The sequence below is a fragment of the Sphingopyxis sp. Geo48 genome, from assembly GCF_949769155.1.
In the GTDB taxonomy this organism is placed as follows: Bacteria; Pseudomonadota; Alphaproteobacteria; order Sphingomonadales; family Sphingomonadaceae; genus Sphingopyxis.
Genome location: NZ_CATKPA010000001.1, coordinates 549,864 through 565,971, shown reverse-complemented (window position 1 = coordinate 565,971; position 16,108 = coordinate 549,864). Strand labels below are relative to the sequence as shown.

Here is a 16,108-nt window from a genome sequence, read left to right as displayed (position 1 = left end):
TGTTACAGCTTGGCGCCCGGACTGCCGACTAGCCGCTGAACCCGAGCGCGAGCAGCAGCAGCATGAACATGATCACCGAAAACAGGCTGAAAAAGAGCAGAAGGGTCGCGCGCGCCAGCGACCCAAACCGCGACGAACGATAGGCGCCGCGAAGCTGCCGGTACATATGGAACGGGACATAGAACATCGCGACGAAGGTCGCGACATCGCCGAAGATCGTGAGGTTCAGGAGCCGCACCGCGACGAACAGGAGCAGCATGAAGCTGATCGAGTAAGTGACAAAGACGAAATGGTCATAGGTGTGGAAGCGGCGGCTGAACGGATAGAGCAGCCACATGAAAGGCAGCGACAGCGGGATCAGCGCCCAGGCGAATTTATAGGCGTTCGCCTGAAGCTTGTAGAGGATCAGGGCGGGGTTGGCGAAAGCCTTCTCCAGACCGTGATCGATGAAGGGCACACCGGTGTTGACCTTGTTGCGCGTGATGAAGTCGGCGCTACTCGCGACCTGCTGCTTCGGGTCGTTCAGCACCGGCGGCCCCGCGGCGCGCTCGGCGTCCCGTTCGGCTTCGCTGCGGCTGCGCGAGATGCCCAGATAATCGGCACTTTTCTGAAGGATTTCGCGCTCCTGCTCCAGCTTCCGGCGATCCGCGCGCGGCAGGTCGGCCTTTGCAAGCTCGGCGTCGATCCGGTCGACTTCCTCCTGCATACTGTCCTTGATCGCGGTGGTGCGGGTCTGTTCCGCGGCCGCCTTGCTGAGCCCTTCGCTGACCCCGCCGCTGCCGACCATCGCCAGCACCGCATAGGTCAGGAACACCGCAAAGAGGAACAGCGCCAGCGGCGAGATGAAACGCGCGCGTTCGCCGTGGATATAGCGGCGCGTCAGGTCGCCCGGGCGCCATGTCAGCAGCGGCAGCGTGTTCCACAGCTTGCCCTCGAAATGGAAGATCGCATGGACAAGGTCGTGCCCGATCGCCCCGAAGCTGCGATGGACATCGGCCCTCTGCCCGCAGCGATGACAGTGCGAGCCGACGAGGCTGGTCCCGCAGTTGAGGCAGCGGATTCCGTCATGCCCGGCCGCGCCACCATGTTTCGGCTCGACCGCCGCGCCCGCCAGCCCGGCCGTGATCGCCGCCCCGATGCTCTCGATATCCCCGCTCATGCGCCCTGACTAGTGGCGCGCGCGGCGGCGTGCAACGGGGCTTTCGGGGTCCAAGCAAAACATGGTAGGGGCGGCGTCATGACCGCCGAAGCCCTTGCCACGCCGCGCCTTATCGATGCCGATGCGCTGATCGCCGAAATGGGCGCGCGCGCGCGCGTCGTCGCAAAGATCCTGGCCGTCGCACCGACCGGCGCAAAAGCGGCCGCACTGCGCGCCGCCGCAGCCGAATTGCGCGCTCAGGCACCGGCGATTCTCGCGGCCAATGCGCGGGATATGGACGCGGGCAAGACCGCCGGCCTGTCGTCGGCAATGCTCGACCGGCTGCGGCTCGACGAGGGGCGCCTCGCGGCAATCGCCGACGCGGTCGAGGATGTCGCGGGTCTTGCCGACCCGGTTGGGCGCGAGATTGACCGTGCCACCCGGCCCAACGGCATGGAACTCAGCCGCGTGCGCGTGCCCTTGGGCGTCGTCGGCATCATCTATGAAAGCCGCCCCAATGTAACCGCCGACGCCGCGGCGCTCGGCCTGATGTCGGGCAATGCCGTGATCCTGCGCGGCGGCAGCGAGGCGGTGAACAGCAACCGCGCAATCCATGCCGCGATGGCGGCGGGTCTGGAGGCAAGCGGCCTGCCCGCCGACGCGGTGCAACTCGTGCCCGTGCAGGACCGCGCGGCGGTCGGCGCACTGCTCCGCGCGCAGGGACTGGTCGACATCATCATTCCGCGCGGCGGCAAGGGCCTTGTCGCGCGGGTGCAGGACGAGGCGCGCGTGCCCGTGCTCGCGCACCTCGACGGGATCAACCATCTCTATATCGACGCGGCCGCCGATCCGGCGAAGGCGGTCGAACTTGCGGTCAACGCAAAGATGCGTCGCACCGGTGTCTGCGGCGCGACCGAAACGATCCTGATCGATCGCGCCTACCCCGCACCGCTCGCGATCGTCGACGCGCTGATCGCGGCGGGCTGCGAAGTGCGCGGCGACAAGGGTGTCGCGGCGCTGAGCGCGCATGTCGAGACCGCAACGGCGGGCGACTGGGACACCGAATATCTCGATGCGATCGTCTCGATTGCGCTCGTCGACGGCCTCGATGGCGCGCTCGCGCACATCGACGCGCATTCGAGCCGCCATACCGACGCGATCGTCACCGAGGACAAGACGGCGGCCGAGCGTTTCCTCGCTGAAGTGGACAGCGCGATCGTCATGCACAATGCCTCGACGCAATTCGCCGATGGCGGCGAATTCGGCCTCGGCGCCGAAATCGGCATCGCGACCGGCCGCCTCCATGCGCGCGGCCCGGTCGCGCTCGAGGGGCTCACGACGTACAAATGGCTGGTGCGCGGCACGGGGCAGGCCCGGCCTTGAGCGAAACAGTCCGTTTGTGGCGGCCAGTCGGGCCGAAGGAGCTGACGCTGATCACCGATAGTGCGATGCGCGAATTCCCGCCCCGTTTGCCCGATCAGCCCATTTTCTATCCGGTCACGACATTCGAATATGCCGTAAAAATCGCGCGCGACTGGAATGTGCCGGCATCGGGATCCGGCTTCGTGACCGAATTCGATGTGAGTGCCGATTATCTCGCGGGCTACAGGGTCGAACAGGCCGGCGGTCGCGAGCATGAGGAATATTGGATACCCGCAGAGGACCTACCGAATTTCAACCGGGCGATCGTGGGCCATATACGGGTCGTGAAATCCTTCCCCGAATGATCACCACCGGCCTCCTCGGCGGCAGTTTCAACCCCGCGCACGGGGGCCATCGCGCGATCAGCCTCAACGCGATCGACGCGCTGGGACTCGACGAACTATGGTGGCTCGTCTCGCCGGGCAATCCGCTGAAGCCGGCGAAAGGCATGGCCCCGCTTCCTGCCCGCCTCGGCTCGGCGCAGCGCATGGCCCGCCGATCGCCGATTCGCGCGACCGCGATCGAGGCCGAACTCGGCACACGCTATACCATCGATACGCTGAAAAAACTCGTCCGCCGTTACCCGAACCGGCAGTTCATCTGGATCATGGGTGCCGACAACCTCGCCCAATTGCCCGAATGGCGCGACTGGCGGGAGATCGCACGCTTGATCCCGATTGCGGTTGTCGCGCGTCCGGGCTATAATGGTCGGACCCACGCTGCGAAGGCGATGGGATGGCTGCGGCGCTTTGTCCGGCCCGCGGACCAGAGATGTCGATGGACAGACTGGAGACCGCCTGCCCTCGTGTTCCTGCGTTTTTCGCCCGATGTGCGATCCGCAACTGCAATACGGCAGGCCAACCCCCGCTGGTTCGAGAGCTATGCAGGCCGCGCGATGCGCGACCCTGTCACGCATTCGCGGCTGGCCATGGATGAAAGGAATGAAAAAGCTTGATAGCCGCCAGTAAGGATGCCGCGCCCGGCGCCGCAACCGCCCCTACGTCTTCGGACGACAGCGTGGAAGCACTCCACGCGCTGATCCTCCACCAGCTGGACGAGGATCAGGCTCAGGAAACCATCTCCATCCCGCTTGCCGGCAAGAGCAGCATCGCCGATCATATGGTGATCGCCAGCGGCCGGTCGACGCGTCATGTGTCGGCGATCGCCGACAAGCTGGCACAGCGCATCAAGCAGGAAACGGGCCGACACGTCCGCGTCGAGGGCCTGCCGAACGCCGACTGGGTGCTGATCGATTCGGGCGACGTGATCGTCCATCTGTTCCGCCCCGAAGTGCGCAGCTTCTACAACCTCGAGCGCATGTGGTCGTTCGGCGACGCGCCGCCGGTTGCCGCGGTAAATTGACGCCTTTGCCTCGCTAACGTAGGCGAGGCGTCATGTTGCTGCACATCATCGCGCGCGGGCGCATCGGGCGGGGGCCCGAGGCCGAGTTGGTCGAGCGGTACATGAAGCGCGTGACCTGGGCGCAGAAGATTTCGGAGCTTCCCGACACTGGCGGTCGTGCGCCCGCCGCGGCCGAGAACAGCCGCACCATATTGCTCGACGAGGGCGGCGAGCAGCTCTCTTCCCTCGAATTTGCCAAACTCCTCGAAAAGTGGCGCGATGGCGGCGTCCGCGAAGTGCGCTTCTGCCTCGGCGCGGCGGACGGCTTCACGCCCGACGAGCGCGAGGGCGCCGACAAGGTGATTGCCTTTGGCCGCGCAACCTGGCCGCACCTGATGGCGCGCGCGATGCTTGCCGAACAATTGTGGCGCGCGACCAGCATCGTCGCCGGTCATCCCTATCATCGCGAGGGACGGCAATGAGGCGGGCGCTGGCGACGCTGGCGCTGGCCGTGACGGTCGCGAGCGGGGCACTCGCCATCGCACAAAGCGACGTTTTCGATCCCGACGCGATCGCCGCGAACGAGCGCCAGCAACTCCTGACCGCCAAGCAGCAATCGGCCGAGGCGATGGAACGCAGCGCCGCGCTCGAAGCGCAGGCGACTGCCGCGCGGAGCGAAGCCGACCGGCTGAAGAAACGCAGCGCCGCGCTCGCCGCGCGCATCCAGTCCGCGGAGGCCGATATCAACGCGGGCGAAGCGCGCGTCGCGCTGGTGAGCCGGCGTGTCGCGGCGCAGGAAGCGCGTCTTGCCGAACAGCGCCAGCCTCTGCTCGAACTCACCGCGGCGCTCCAGCAACTGTCGCGCCAGCCGCCCGTCAGCGTCCTCGCGCAGCCGGGCTCGCTCGCCGACATGGTCCATGCGCGCGCCGTGCTCGACGCCGCGATGCCCGTGATCGCGCAGCGCACCGCAGGGGTCCGCCGCGAACTCGTGCAATTGCGCGCGACGAAGACCCAGCAGGCGATCGCCCTGAAGGCCCTCGCCGCCAGCAAGACCCAGCTCGCGCAGCGCCGCGACGCGCTGACGCGGCTCGAGAATGAAGGCCGCCTCCGCTCGCGCGAGCTGATGAGCAGCGCGCAGCTCGAGGCCGACCGCGCGCTCGGACTCGGCGAAAAGGCGCGCGACATCGTCGACCTGATGGACACGCTGGAGATCGACAGCGCGACGCGCGGCGAACTTGCCGAACTCGCCGGCCCCCTGCCCCGTCCGCGCGATCCGACGAGCGCGGCGATGATCGCCGCGCCGCCCGCTCCGGCCGAAGCCGAGCTCGCGCGCGGCGCTTACCGCCTGCCCGTCGTGGGGCGCATCGTCGCCGGGCTTGGCGAGGTCAATGAAAGCGGCGTCCGATCGCGCGGCATCACCATCGCCGCGCGCCCCGGCGGGCAGGTGGTCGCGCCCGCTCCCGGCCGGGTGAGCTTTGCTGGCGATTATCGCGGTTATGGCAAGATCGTGATCATCGACCATGGCGGGGGCTGGACCTCGCTCGTCACCGGAATGATCGCGCTGTCGGTCGGGGTCGGCGATACGCTCGACGCCGGGACGCCGGTCGGCCGCGCGGGATCGCAGGACAGCCGGATCACCATCGAATTGCGCCGGGCCGGCCGCCCGGTCGACATCGTGGCGATGCTCGGCTGAGACGCGCGTTAATCGCCCGTTCGGGGCCTGCCCCGTATCGGGATGAGCGCTTGACGGCCTCATAAATCCATAGGACGATGGACGGCCGGGATTTATAAGGCGAGGTGCTTCCTCGCGGATTGAAAGACGACCATGACCGAATCGACCAAGACCCAAGCCTCCCCCAAGCGCCGCTTCGCGCTGTGGCAGGGCGCCGCTGCCTTCTCGACCCTCGCGCTCGTCCCGCTCGCGACCGGGGCGATGGCGACGGTCGACGCGTCGACGCAGGAAGAAATCTCGCGCTTCATGGACGTCTTTCTCGAGGTCAAATCCAACTATGTCGAACCCGTCAGCGACGACAAGCTGATCGAGGGCGCGATCAACGGGATGCTCGCCAGCCTCGACCCGCATTCGGGATATCTCGACGCGCGCGACTATTCGAACCTGCGCACGCAGACCGACGGCGAATATGGCGGGCTCGGCCTGTCGGTCACCATGGAGGACGGCGTCGTCAAGGTGATCGCTCCGACCGCCGACACGCCCGCCGAACGCGCGGGCATCAAGGCGGGCGATTATATCACCCACATCAACAAGGAACTGATTTTCGGGCTCACGCTCGACGAGGCGGTCGAGCAGATGCGCGGGCGTCCGGGCACGAAGATCGACATTACCGTCGTGCGCGAAGGCCAGGACAAGCCGATCGAAATGTCGCTGACGCGCGAAATCATCGACGTGAAGCCGGTGAAGTGGGAAGTGAAGGATGACGTCGGCGTGCTGACGATCACCAGCTTCTCCGCCGACGCGACGCGCGACCTCAAATCGGCCATGGTCTCGGTCGAAAAATCGCTGGGCCGCAAACCGCGTGGCTGGGTGCTCGATCTCCGGTCGAACCCTGGCGGGCTGCTCGACGAAGCAGTCGGCGTCAGCGACCTGTTCCTCGACCGCGGCGAGATCGTGTCGCAGCGCGGGCGCAAGAAGGGCGACATCGAACGCTATTTCGCCGAAACGGGCGACATGACCGGCGGCGCGCCGGTGATCGTGCTGATCGACGCCGGCTCGGCCTCGGCCTCCGAAATCGTCGCGGGCGCGCTCCAGGACCAGCATCGCGCGGTCATCATGGGCGAACGCAGCTTCGGCAAGGGATCGGTACAGACGGTGCTGCCGCTGACCGACACGACCGCGCTTCGTCTCACCACCGCACGCTATTACACGCCGTCGGGCCGCAGCGTGCAGGAAGGCGGGATCGAGCCCGACATCCGCGTGCCGCAGCTTTCGGACCCCGATTACAAGAACCGTCCGCGCTTCCGCGAGAGCGACCTTCGGCGCCACCTGATCAACGAGAAGAAGGTCGACAACAGCCTGCTCGAAAAGGACGAGAAGGACGACCCGCGCTTCACCGCGAGCGCCACCGACCTGAAGGCGAAGGGTATCGACGATTATCAGCTTTACTACGCGCTGCAGACGATCGGGCGGATCGGCCCGAACGCGCCGCGTATGGCGCAGGGCGGCAAGCCGCCGGTAAAGCCGGCCGCCAAGCCGACCGCGCGCAACTGACAGTTTTCGAGGGGTCGCAATGTTGAAATCGCGTCTCGCCGCGCCGTTCGTCGCGCTCGCCGCGCCGTTGCTCCTGTATGGCGGTGCGCTCGTCTCGCAGTTCGGCTTCGGCCTCCATCCGTGCGAGATGTGCTATTGGCAGCGCTGGCCGCACCAGGCCGCCATCGTTCTGGCGCTGCTCGCGCTGCTGCTGCGCAAGAACGACGGCGCGATGCGCACGCTGACCCTGCTCGCCGCGATCGCGATTGCGATCAGCGGCGCGATCGGCGTCTTCCATGCCGGGGTCGAATATGGCCTTTGGCAGGGACTGACGACGTGCAGCACCGGCGTCACCGGCCCGATCACGCTCGACGATATCATGGCCGCCCCGATCACGCGCTGCGACGTCCCACAATGGACCTTTGCCGGCATTTCGCTCGCGGGTTTCAACGCGATATTCTCGGCTGCCGCCGCCGCGCTCGTCTTGACCTTGCTCCGCCGCGGGCGCACATCGGCAGCATGAGCAGGCCGACGAAAAACGCATCGATGATCCGCGTCGATCAGGCGGGCGAATATGGCGCGACGCGCATCTACGCGGGCCAGCTCGCGGTGATGGGAGACCGTCACCCGATGGCGCGCGAAATCGCGCATATGGCCGAACAGGAAGAGCGGCACCGCAAATTCTTCGACGCGATGGTCGCGCGGCGGGGCGTGCGCCCGACCGCCCTGCAGCCGGTGTGGAACGTCGCGGGCTTCGCGCTCGGCGCGGTCACTGCCGCGATGGGCCCGCGCGCCGCGATGGCCTGCACCGCCGCGGTGGAGACCGAGATCGACCGCCATTATCGGCACCAGCTGGACGAGCTCGGCGATAGCGACCCCGAACTCAGTGCCGCGGTCGAGGATTTCCGCGCCGAGGAACTGGAGCATAAGGAAACGGCGCTCGCGGCCGGTGCCGAAAGCGCGCCCGGCTATCCGCTGCTCAGCCTCGCAATCCGCGCCGGTTGCCGCGCAGCCATCGCGCTGTCGAAGCGTATCTGATAGAATTCGAACAATCCTGCCCGTTCAGCACGGATGCAGGCTTATGGTGCCAAGCCCGCCAAAACAGGATGAAGGATAAACTGATGACCCGCCTGCCGCTCGCCGCGCTCTTTCTTGCCAGCAGCTTCGCCGCGCTTCCTGCCGCCGCGCAGGACGCCGACACGACGAATGCCGAGAAGATCAACCAGGTCATCGTGTACGGTCAGGACAAGTGCGAGTCATCGAGCCCCGACGAGATCGTCGTCTGCAACCGCCTGCCCGAACAGGACCGTTATCGTGTGCCGCAGATCTTCCGCGGCGGCGACCCGCTCGACCCGCGCAACCAGGCGTGGCTCAATCGCGTGACCTCGATGGAACGCGTCGGCCGGTTCGGCACCGACAGCTGCTCGCCGGTCGGGCTCGGCGGCTTCACCGGCTGCACCCAGCAACTCGTCGCGGGCGCCAAGGCCGAGCAGAGGGCGGCGGACAAGACCGACTGGCAGACGATGATCGCCGACGAGCGCGCCAAGCGCCTCGCAGGCATCGACGCGGCGGCCGCCGAGGTCGAGGCGGCGGTAACCGCCGAGGAGAAGGCGCTCGCCGAACGGCAGAAGGCGGCGGCAGAACTCGAGCGTCAGGCGAGCGGTCAGGCCCCTGCCCCGGCTACGCCCGATGTCGACGCGGGCGAGCTGCCGGTTCCGCCGAAGAACTGACCGGTCAGCGGCCGCGCGGCGTCCACGGCGCCGACGCGCGCCCTTTCCCCCAGCGCAGCAGCAGCCCGAGCGCGACCCCGACGCCGATCGCGATCGTGAGGTCGGCGAGGACGGTCAGGACCAGGGTCAACACGAGCAGCAGCAGGTCTTCTTTAGGAAGCGCCAGATGCTCGCGCCATTTCTCGGGCTCGGCCATGTTGAGCGCGGTGACGAGCAACACAGCCGCAAGCGCGGGCAGCGCCAGCGCGCCCGCCAGCTTCCCGGCGACGAGCACCACCGCCAGGATCACCAGCGCATGGACCATACCCGCGACCGGCGTCCGCCCGCCTGCCCGGACGTTGGTCGCGGTGCGCGCGATCGCGCCGGTCACCGGCAGCCCGCCGAACAGCGGCGTGACGATATTGGCATAGCCCTGCGCCAGCAACTCGGCACTCGGACGGTGATGGCCGCCGAACATACGGTCGGCGACGATCGCCGAGAGCAGGGACTCAACGCCGGCGAGAAAGGCGATGGTGAAGGCCGAGGGCAGCAGCACGACGACACGATCGGCCGTCACCTGCGGCCAGTGCGGCGCCGGCAGGCCGGTCGGCAAACTGCCGAAGCGCGATCCGACGGTATCGACGGGAAGATGCAACCATAGCACCGCGAGCGACGCGAACCCGACCGCGATCACCAGCACCGGCCATCGTGGGCGCCAGCGGCGCAGCAGCAGGATGGCGGCGATCGTCGCGGCGGTGATGCCGAGCGCGGCGGGGCTCAGGGTCGCACGCGCCGCCCACAGTGCCTCCAGCTTCGGCATCATGTCGGCCGGAACCTTGCCCGCCGACAGGCCAAGCGCATCCTGAAACTGGCTGACCGCGATGATCGCCGCGATGCCGATGGTGAAGCCGTCGATCACCGGCTCGGGGACCAGCGCGATCAGCCGGCCGGCGCGAAAGAAGCCCGCGATCACCAGGATGATCCCGGCCATGATCGTCGCGACGATCAGCCCGTCCATGCCGTGGCTCTGGATCACGCCATAGACGACGACGATGAAGGCGCCGGTCGGCCCGCCGATCTGTACCCTGCTGCCGCTGGTCGCGGAGATGATGAAGCCACCGATGATCGCGGTGACCAGCCCGACGAACGGCGTGCTGCCCGACGCGATGGCGATCGCGATGCACAGCGGCAGGGCGACGAGCGCGACGCTGATCCCGGCCAGAGCGTCGGCGCGAAACAGCGGCCAGCTGTAGTCGCGCATCGTATCCAGCAGCTTGGGCCGGCGCATCGCATCTCCTTCGGCTGAAATCCGCCGAAAGCGCTAATCGCCGGCCCCGCGCCGGGTCAAGGCATCACCGTCAATCGAGCAGATATTTCTGCCAGAAGATCAGCGACGTCCAGAATTGATAATCGGCATTCTCCTTCTTCGCGAAGCCATGCCCCTCGTTGGTGCCGACGAGGTGCCACGCCGTGCCGCCCTTGGCGCGCACTGCCGCGACGATCTGATCGGCCTCCGACGCCGGCACGCGCGGGTCGTTCGCGCCCGTGACGACGAACATCGGCTTGCTGATCTCCGAAACGCGGGTCAGCGGCGAGATTTCCATCAGCTTCTTGCGCTGCGCAGGCACGCGCTCGTCGCCATATTCGACGCGGCGCAGGTCGCGGCGATATTCCTGCGTATTCTCGAGGAAGGTCACGAAATTGGAGATCGCGACGACGCACAGGTTCGCGCGCAGCTTGTCGGCAAAATGGGTCGCGGCGGCATAGCACATATATCCCCCATAGCTGCCGCCGGTCAGGCCGAAACGGCTCGCATCGAGCCCCTTGTCCTTCGCGAGGCTGTCGAGAAAGGCCCCCATGTCCTTGACGCTGTCCTCGCGTTTGAACGGACCGTTGTCGAGCCCGACGAAGGTCTTGCCGTAGCCGGTCGAACCGCGAACATTGGGATAGAAAAGCGCCACCCCCATTTCGTTGAGCAGATAATTGTTGCGGCCCATGAAGCCCGGACGCGACTGGCTTTCAGGGCCGCCGTGGACGCTCATGATCAGCGGACGCTTGCCGGGGAATTTCGCGGGGTCGGGACGGTAGAGGAAACCCGACACTTCCAGCCCGTCGAAGCTCTTTACCTTGACCAGCTCGGGTTCGACATTCCGCGTGACGTCGAGCCCGCCGGTCTCGCTCTGCGTCCAGCGCGTGACCTTCAGCGTCCTCGGGTCGACGCTATACGCATCGGTCGCGCTGCGCGCCGAGGTGAAGCTGAAACCAACCTCGCCCCATGGCGCGATGCTCACCCCGCCGATGACACCCGCCGGCAGGTCCACCGTGCGCACCGCTCCGCTCTTCGGATCGAGCAGCCGCAGCTTCGACATGCCCGCTTCGTTGACGACATAGGCGATGAAACTGCCGTCGTCGGCGATGTTGAAGCTGGTGACATCCCATTTTTCGGCGGGGCCCTTCGCGGTGAACTTGCCGCTTGCCGGGTCCAGCATACCGAGCCGCTGGAAATCCGACCCTTCATCGCTCGTCAGCCAGATCGTGCCGTCGGGTGCGAATTCGGCACCGCGCTGCGCTATCGCCTTCTTGTGATCGCCGATCGGCGTAAGCGCACCGCTGGCAAGATCAAGACGGAACAGGTCGGCCTGCTCGACAGACACATATTGCGACACGATCGCCCAGCGCATGTCGGGAGAGAAATCATTGACCGCCCAGCCGCCCCCCTCGACCTGCGCAATCATCCTGTTCGACGCGCGATCGCGCGGATCGATGAGGTAGATGTCGCTGTCGCGACCGTTGCGACGCGTCGACGTGTAGGCGAGTGTCGTGCCATCCCTGCTCCACGCATTATATCCGTTGCGGCTCTTGCCGTCGGTCAGCAGTTCGAGCCGGCCGTCCTTCAACGCATAAATCTGGAAAAATTCGTTCCCGCCGACATCCTTCTGGACCAGCATGATGTCGGCGCTTTTCGGCGACCAGGCGCCGACGCCGACCGGCTCGGCCTCGAACGTCAGTTGCTGGCGCGCGCCCATCGGCGCCGCCACGCGGTGGATCTGCGCGGTGTTGCCGAAACGCGTCGCGATCAGCATCGACCGATCGACCTCGTTCCAGCCGACGAAGCTGGCGCTGCGATTCTCCATATAGGGCCGCGTCGCCGCGGTGAGATCGGCCGGAACTTCCGGGATCCCGTCGGCGATCAGCGCCGCGGGCTTGGGTTCGATTCCCGGCCGGTCGCCCTCCGCGGCGAGGGCCGGTGCGAGCGGAAGAGCGAGGGCGGCCAGAATGGCGAGATGACGCATGCTATTTCCCCAATTGCTTCGTGCGAGTGGATGAAACTTAGACGGCACGACCCCGGCCCCTGGATGCATGGCTTCGACCAACGGCGCTCCACGCTCGACCGTCTGCAACCCGCCGAGGGCAAAAATCGGGCCAATTATCACCGTTTTTGCAGCGATTTGGGCGCCCCGGCGCGATTTCGTTGCGAATCCGGGACGAATCGAATGCATTTTTTAACGAATCGCGCGCAGAGTGTCTTGACTTGGGAATTTTTGGGGCAAATCGTGCGGTTTCTGGGAATCGCCGGCCGGGGAGGCTGAAAAACATGGCATCGACGTTCGGACCGCGCCTCTGGCGCCGATCGACTGCAAGCGTACCGCCGGCACGCAGCCTTGGCCGCCGCATGACCGTTCACGCCGCCGCCGCCCTCATCGCCTTCGCCGCGCTTCAGGTCTGGCTCGTCGCCAGCGCCGTTTCGGCCGGTGCTCCTTCGGCGCTCATCATCGTTGCGCTCATCATGCTCGTCGCGCTCGCGCTGCCGATCGCGCGGATGACCGAACGGCGCTGGTATCATCTCAGCCGCCAGGCCCTCGCGAGCCGCGGGCTTCATCAGCGCTTCCGCCGCGATACGCGTCGGCTTTGGGCGGCTGCTCTCATCCTGCCCTTTCTCTGGGTTAGCGGAGCGATGGCGGCGACCGACGCCATCGCGGCAATCGCGCGCTAAATCATCGACTTTAATTTTTGACGCTGACCCGCGCGCCGTATAGGGCGCGCGGATGCTGACCGTTGCCGAAGCCCTAGACCGCGCGCAGATGCTGTGCGGCGCCGCGACCAAAGCCGGCGCCGACGCCGCCGACGCGCTCTATTATTGCAATGCCGCGACCTCGGTCTCGATGCGCCTTGGCGCATTGGAGGATGTCGAACGCTCCGAAGGACAGGATATCAGCCTGCGGGTCTTCGTCGGGCAGCGGAGCGCCAGCGTCTCGACCGCCGACATGGACGCGGGCGAACTCGCCAAGCTCGTCGAGCGCTGTGTCGCGATGGCGCGCGAGGCACCCGAGGATCCCTATGCCGGTCTCGCCCCGCAGGACTTGCTGTTCAAGGGGCCCGTCCCCGATCTCGATCTCGACGACGGCAGCGAGGCCGACCCGCAGGCGCTGCGCGAAGCCGCGCTCGCGGTCGAGGAAGCCGCGCGCGCGATCACCGGCGTGACCAACAGCGAGGGCGGCAGTGCGAGCCACAGCCGGACGCGCTTCGCGCTCGCCACGAGCCACGGCTTTGCCGGCGGCTATGGGTCAAGCGGCCATAGCGTGTCGGCGAGCGTGATCGCCGGCGAAGGCGCTTCGATGCAGCGCGACTATGGCTGGCACAGCGCGCACCACCTTGCCGACCTTGAAAGCACCGCCGAGATCGGCGCGCGCGCCGGGACGCGCGCGGTTGCCCGCCTCAATCCCGGCAAGGCGCCGGTCGGTAAACTCCCCGTCATCATCGATCCGCGCGTCGGCGGCAGCATCGTCGGCCATCTGCTCGGCGCGATCGCGGGTCCGTCGATCGCGCGCGGCACCAGCTTCCTGCTCGGCAAGGAGGAGCAGGCGCTCTTCGACAGCAGCATCCTGATCCGCGACGAGCCGCATCGTCCGCGCGGCCTGCGCAGCCGGGCGTTCGACGGCGAAGGTCTGCCGACCGCAGCGCGGGACATCGTGTCCGGCGGCAGGATCACCGGCTGGCTGCTCGATACCGCCTCGGCGAAGCAGCTCGGCCTTTCGCCCACCGGCCACGCGAGCCGCGGCGGCGGTGCATCGGGGGTGAGCGCGAGCAACCTCCATCTCGCCGCGGGCACCCTGAGCCCCGAGGCGCTGATGGCCGACATCAAGGAAGGCATCTACGTCACCGAACTCATCGGCCAGGGCGTCAATCCCGTCACCGGCGATTACAGCCGCGGCGCTTCGGGCTTCGTGATCCGCGACGGCGCAATCGCCGGTCCGATCGCCGAATTCACCATCGCGGGCAATCTGGTCGACATGTTCGCCGCGCTGGTCCCTGCGAACGACCTCGAATTCCGGCATGCCACCAATGTGCCGACGCTGCGCATCGACGGCATGACCGTCGCCAGCAGCTGAGCCGCCGCCGATGCCGGGTCGCAACCTCGAAGCCGTGATCGCCGCGACGCGCGAGGTCGGGGACATGGCGATGGCGCGCTGGCGCGGCGAGGGCAAGGCGGTCGACGTCTGGAACAAGTCGCACGACAATCCGGTCAGCGACGTCGACCTGGCCGTCGATGCGCGGCTGAAAGCCGTGCTCGGCGCGATGGTGCCCGAGGCTGGCTGGCTCTCCGAAGAGACCGCCGACAATGAGGACCGCCTGTCGTGCCGCGCCATGTGGTGCGTCGACCCGATCGACGGCACGCGCGATTTCATCCGCGGCCGCCCCGGCTGGTGCGTGTCGGTCGCGCTGGTGATCGACGGCCAACCCGAGCTCGGCGTGCTCTATGCCCCCGCGCTCGACGAGCTGTGGGTCGCGCAAAAGGGCAAGGGCGCGACCTTGAACGGCGAAACGCTGCGCGCCAGCCGCCGGATGATCTTCGATGGATCGCGCGTCCCCGCCGACAGCCTGCCGAAGATCGACCGCGACCTGATCATGGTGACGAAGCCGAACAGCATCGCGCTGCGCATGGCGCTCGTCGCCGACGACCGCGCCGACCTGGTCGCGACGCTGCGCTGGGGGTTCGAGTGGGACGTCGCCGCTGCGGCGCTGATTGCGACCGAGGCCGGGGCCGTCGTCACCGACGCATTCGGCGAACCGCTGGTCTTCAATACGCCGCGCGCGCAAGCCTTCGGTGTCATCGCCTGCTCCCCCGGCATTCACCGGGCGGTCGTCAGCCGGCTACACGACCGCGCCGCCACCATCGCCTACAACGCCTGACGCAACGGCGCCGATGAGCCGGCCTGTTGTAGCATGTGCTACATCGTGCTATTCGCCTCTGTAGCACATGCTACATAAAGGAGCTCTACCATGGCAGCACAGGACCGGCACCTTCCCTTCACCACGCGCCAACTCGCGATCATCGTCGGGATGGGGGTCGTCGTCTGGTTCGTCGGGGCATTGGTCTGCCGCTGGATCGGCGATTCCGGCTGGTACGCCGGCACGGCGCGCTGGATCGTCTATGCGGCGTTGATACCGGGAACCTTGCCCGTGCTGCTGCTGTTAAGGGCGCTAGCGGGACTGCGCAGCGACCAGATGGCTCTGGCGAGCGCAATCGCCACGGCTGCGGCCATCACGCTCGACAGTGTCGCGATGGTCGTGGTGCCGGAGCTTTACGCGGCGAATAGCAACAATCTGGCGTCGGCGGGTGCGTCGATCCTGTGGGGTGGGGCGGTCGCAATCTTCCTCGGCTGCTGGCTGAACCGCATTCAGCCGAGCGCCTGATCGACCACGCTCGTCATTCCCAGACTGTCGAGAAGGACCAGGCCTTCGATTTCCGCCAGCAATCGCGCGGCGGCTGCCGGGCCAGCATCGGGAAGCAGATGGGCCTCGATCCACACGATAAGGCCGCCGCCGATCGCTGCGCCGACGCGCCGCGCCAGCGCGTCGCCCGCAGCGCCCCGTGCGGCAAGTTCCAGCCACAGACGCATGAATGGGGCCGCAACCGGCTCACGAAGCATCGGGACGATCCGCGCGCGCAGGTCCTCTGCTCCCAGAGGCTGGGCCGGGGCCGCCGCGTCGAGCAGCGCCGTCATCCGCCCCGCGGCGCGTTCGAGCACGGCAGCAAGCAGCGCGCCCTTGTCGGGATAATAATAAAGGAGCATCCGATCGCTGGTTCCGGCCGCACGGGCCAGCGCGCGCAGGCTCGACGCCGCAATGCCATGCGCCAGCACATGATCGGCGAGCGGGTCGAGCCAGATGGCAGGGCGGTCGGCGGCCTCGGTCACGCCTGCGCTGTGGCACGAATGGCGGAGCGGTGCAAATGGCCGCACTTCCCTTGACTTTCTGCCCGACTCGCCTTACCTGCGCACCATTCCGACA

At 67.1% G+C, this 16,108-nt stretch carries 18 protein-coding genes; 14 read left to right on the top strand and 4 right to left on the bottom strand.

The features are described from left to right. Positions 1-28: 28 nt before the first annotated feature. Positions 29-1,159 carry a DUF3667 domain-containing protein gene (locus tag QOL79_RS02945; protein ID WP_283418565.1) on the bottom strand — a complete coding sequence of 377 codons (1,131 nt, stop codon included), beginning with the start codon at positions 1,157-1,159 and terminating at the stop codon, positions 29-31. 78 nt (positions 1,160-1,237) lie between these two features. Here QOL79_RS02945 and QOL79_RS02940 point away from each other — a divergent pair, with 78 nt between their 5' ends. From QOL79_RS02940 to QOL79_RS02895, 10 genes are all read left to right on the top strand, one after another. Then, entirely contained in the window at positions 1,238-2,521 is a 1,284-nt protein-coding gene (locus tag QOL79_RS02940) for a glutamate-5-semialdehyde dehydrogenase (RefSeq protein ID WP_283418564.1), read from the top strand. Continuing rightward, the gene (locus QOL79_RS02935) at positions 2,485-2,865 is read left to right on the top strand and encodes a hypothetical protein (protein WP_058454474.1); all 381 of its coding nucleotides are present in this window, start codon (positions 2,485-2,487) and stop codon (positions 2,863-2,865) included. Before QOL79_RS02940 ends, QOL79_RS02935 begins: the two co-directional genes overlap by 37 nt. After that, entirely contained in the window at positions 2,862-3,515 is a 654-nt protein-coding gene (locus QOL79_RS02930) for a nicotinate-nucleotide adenylyltransferase (protein ID WP_283418563.1), read from the top strand. Before QOL79_RS02935 ends, QOL79_RS02930 begins: the two co-directional genes overlap by 4 nt. Then, entirely contained in the window at positions 3,512-3,922 is a 411-nt protein-coding gene (gene rsfS, locus QOL79_RS02925; RefSeq protein WP_082657548.1) for a ribosome silencing factor, read from the top strand. Before QOL79_RS02930 ends, rsfS begins: the two co-directional genes overlap by 4 nt. Positions 3,923-3,954: 32 nt before the next feature. Then, positions 3,955-4,383, top strand: coding sequence for a 23S rRNA (pseudouridine(1915)-N(3))-methyltransferase RlmH (locus QOL79_RS02920; protein WP_282948251.1), 429 nt, complete (start codon positions 3,955-3,957; stop codon positions 4,381-4,383). Then, the gene (locus tag QOL79_RS02915) at positions 4,380-5,594 is read left to right on the top strand and encodes a murein hydrolase activator EnvC family protein (RefSeq protein ID WP_283418562.1); all 1,215 of its coding nucleotides are present in this window, start codon (positions 4,380-4,382) and stop codon (positions 5,592-5,594) included. Before QOL79_RS02920 ends, QOL79_RS02915 begins: the two co-directional genes overlap by 4 nt. A gap of 132 nt (positions 5,595-5,726) precedes the next feature. Next, positions 5,727-7,127 carry a S41 family peptidase gene (locus QOL79_RS02910; protein WP_058454478.1) on the top strand — a complete coding sequence of 467 codons (1,401 nt, stop codon included), beginning with the start codon at positions 5,727-5,729 and terminating at the stop codon, positions 7,125-7,127. 19 nt (positions 7,128-7,146) lie between these two features. Next, on the top strand, positions 7,147-7,629 hold the full coding sequence (locus tag QOL79_RS02905) for a disulfide bond formation protein B (protein WP_283418561.1): 483 nt from the start codon (positions 7,147-7,149) through the stop codon (positions 7,627-7,629). Beyond that, a complete protein-coding gene (locus tag QOL79_RS02900; protein ID WP_204993182.1) occupies positions 7,626-8,144 on the top strand; it encodes a demethoxyubiquinone hydroxylase family protein in 519 nt (172 codons plus the stop codon). The genes QOL79_RS02905 and QOL79_RS02900 overlap by 4 nt, the downstream gene beginning before the upstream one ends. Before the next feature lie 83 nt (positions 8,145-8,227). Then, entirely contained in the window at positions 8,228-8,836 is a 609-nt protein-coding gene (locus tag QOL79_RS02895; protein WP_282946883.1) for a hypothetical protein, read from the top strand. Between the two features lie 4 nt (positions 8,837-8,840). Here QOL79_RS02895 and QOL79_RS02890 read toward each other — a convergent pair whose 3' ends face one another. Together QOL79_RS02890 and QOL79_RS02885 are read right to left on the bottom strand one after the other, a co-directional pair. Beyond that, on the bottom strand, positions 8,841-10,103 hold the full coding sequence (locus QOL79_RS02890) for a SulP family inorganic anion transporter (RefSeq protein WP_283418560.1): 1,263 nt from the start codon (positions 10,101-10,103) through the stop codon (positions 8,841-8,843). 70 nt (positions 10,104-10,173) lie between these two features. Further along, complete coding sequence (locus tag QOL79_RS02885) at positions 10,174-12,108, bottom strand: S9 family peptidase (RefSeq protein WP_283418559.1); 1,935 nt, start codon at positions 12,106-12,108, stop codon at positions 10,174-10,176. A 302-nt stretch (positions 12,109-12,410) separates the two neighbouring features. Between QOL79_RS02885 and QOL79_RS02880 the strand changes: the two genes are divergently transcribed. From QOL79_RS02880 to QOL79_RS02865, 4 genes are all read left to right on the top strand, one after another. Further along, positions 12,411-12,809: a hypothetical protein gene (locus QOL79_RS02880; protein WP_058454483.1), complete on the top strand. Its 399-nt coding sequence runs from the start codon at positions 12,411-12,413 to the stop codon at positions 12,807-12,809. Between the two features lie 52 nt (positions 12,810-12,861). Next, positions 12,862-14,205 carry a TldD/PmbA family protein gene (locus tag QOL79_RS02875; protein WP_283418558.1) on the top strand — a complete coding sequence of 448 codons (1,344 nt, stop codon included), beginning with the start codon at positions 12,862-12,864 and terminating at the stop codon, positions 14,203-14,205. Between the two features lie 10 nt (positions 14,206-14,215). After that, entirely contained in the window at positions 14,216-15,007 is a 792-nt protein-coding gene (locus QOL79_RS02870; RefSeq protein ID WP_204993187.1) for an inositol monophosphatase family protein, read from the top strand. A 90-nt stretch (positions 15,008-15,097) separates the two neighbouring features. Continuing rightward, entirely contained in the window at positions 15,098-15,511 is a 414-nt protein-coding gene (locus QOL79_RS02865; protein ID WP_283418557.1) for a hypothetical protein, read from the top strand. Here the strand turns inward: QOL79_RS02865 and QOL79_RS02860 are convergent. Beyond that, positions 15,496-16,014 carry a TetR family transcriptional regulator gene (locus QOL79_RS02860; RefSeq protein ID WP_283418556.1) on the bottom strand — a complete coding sequence of 173 codons (519 nt, stop codon included), beginning with the start codon at positions 16,012-16,014 and terminating at the stop codon, positions 15,496-15,498. The two genes, QOL79_RS02865 and QOL79_RS02860, sit on opposite strands and share 16 nt — an antisense overlap. Between the last annotated feature and the right edge of the window lie 94 nt (positions 16,015-16,108).

Excerpts from the sequence above, each read along its gene's own strand:
- QOL79_RS02945 (WP_283418565.1), bottom strand. The coding sequence starts at position 1,159 with ATGAGCGGGGATATCGAGAGCATCGGGGCGGCGATCACGGCCGGGCTG.
- QOL79_RS02940 (WP_283418564.1), top strand. The coding sequence starts at position 1,238 with ATGACCGCCGAAGCCCTTGCCACGCCGCGCCTTATCGATGCCGATGCG.
- QOL79_RS02935 (WP_058454474.1), top strand. The coding sequence starts at position 2,485 with ATGGCTGGTGCGCGGCACGGGGCAGGCCCGGCCTTGAGCGAAACAGTC.
- QOL79_RS02930 (WP_283418563.1), top strand. The coding sequence starts at position 2,862 with ATGATCACCACCGGCCTCCTCGGCGGCAGTTTCAACCCCGCGCACGGG.
- QOL79_RS02920 (WP_282948251.1), top strand. The coding sequence starts at position 3,955 with ATGTTGCTGCACATCATCGCGCGCGGGCGCATCGGGCGGGGGCCCGAG.
- QOL79_RS02915 (WP_283418562.1), top strand. The coding sequence starts at position 4,380 with ATGAGGCGGGCGCTGGCGACGCTGGCGCTGGCCGTGACGGTCGCGAGC.
- QOL79_RS02910 (WP_058454478.1), top strand. The coding sequence starts at position 5,727 with ATGACCGAATCGACCAAGACCCAAGCCTCCCCCAAGCGCCGCTTCGCG.
- QOL79_RS02905 (WP_283418561.1), top strand. The coding sequence starts at position 7,147 with ATGTTGAAATCGCGTCTCGCCGCGCCGTTCGTCGCGCTCGCCGCGCCG.
- QOL79_RS02900 (WP_204993182.1), top strand. The coding sequence starts at position 7,626 with ATGAGCAGGCCGACGAAAAACGCATCGATGATCCGCGTCGATCAGGCG.
- QOL79_RS02895 (WP_282946883.1), top strand. The coding sequence starts at position 8,228 with ATGACCCGCCTGCCGCTCGCCGCGCTCTTTCTTGCCAGCAGCTTCGCC.
- QOL79_RS02890 (WP_283418560.1), bottom strand. The coding sequence starts at position 10,103 with ATGCGCCGGCCCAAGCTGCTGGATACGATGCGCGACTACAGCTGGCCG.
- QOL79_RS02885 (WP_283418559.1), bottom strand. The coding sequence starts at position 12,108 with ATGCGTCATCTCGCCATTCTGGCCGCCCTCGCTCTTCCGCTCGCACCG.
- QOL79_RS02880 (WP_058454483.1), top strand. The coding sequence starts at position 12,411 with ATGGCATCGACGTTCGGACCGCGCCTCTGGCGCCGATCGACTGCAAGC.
- QOL79_RS02875 (WP_283418558.1), top strand. The coding sequence starts at position 12,862 with ATGCTGACCGTTGCCGAAGCCCTAGACCGCGCGCAGATGCTGTGCGGC.
- QOL79_RS02870 (WP_204993187.1), top strand. The coding sequence starts at position 14,216 with ATGCCGGGTCGCAACCTCGAAGCCGTGATCGCCGCGACGCGCGAGGTC.
- QOL79_RS02865 (WP_283418557.1), top strand. The coding sequence starts at position 15,098 with ATGGCAGCACAGGACCGGCACCTTCCCTTCACCACGCGCCAACTCGCG.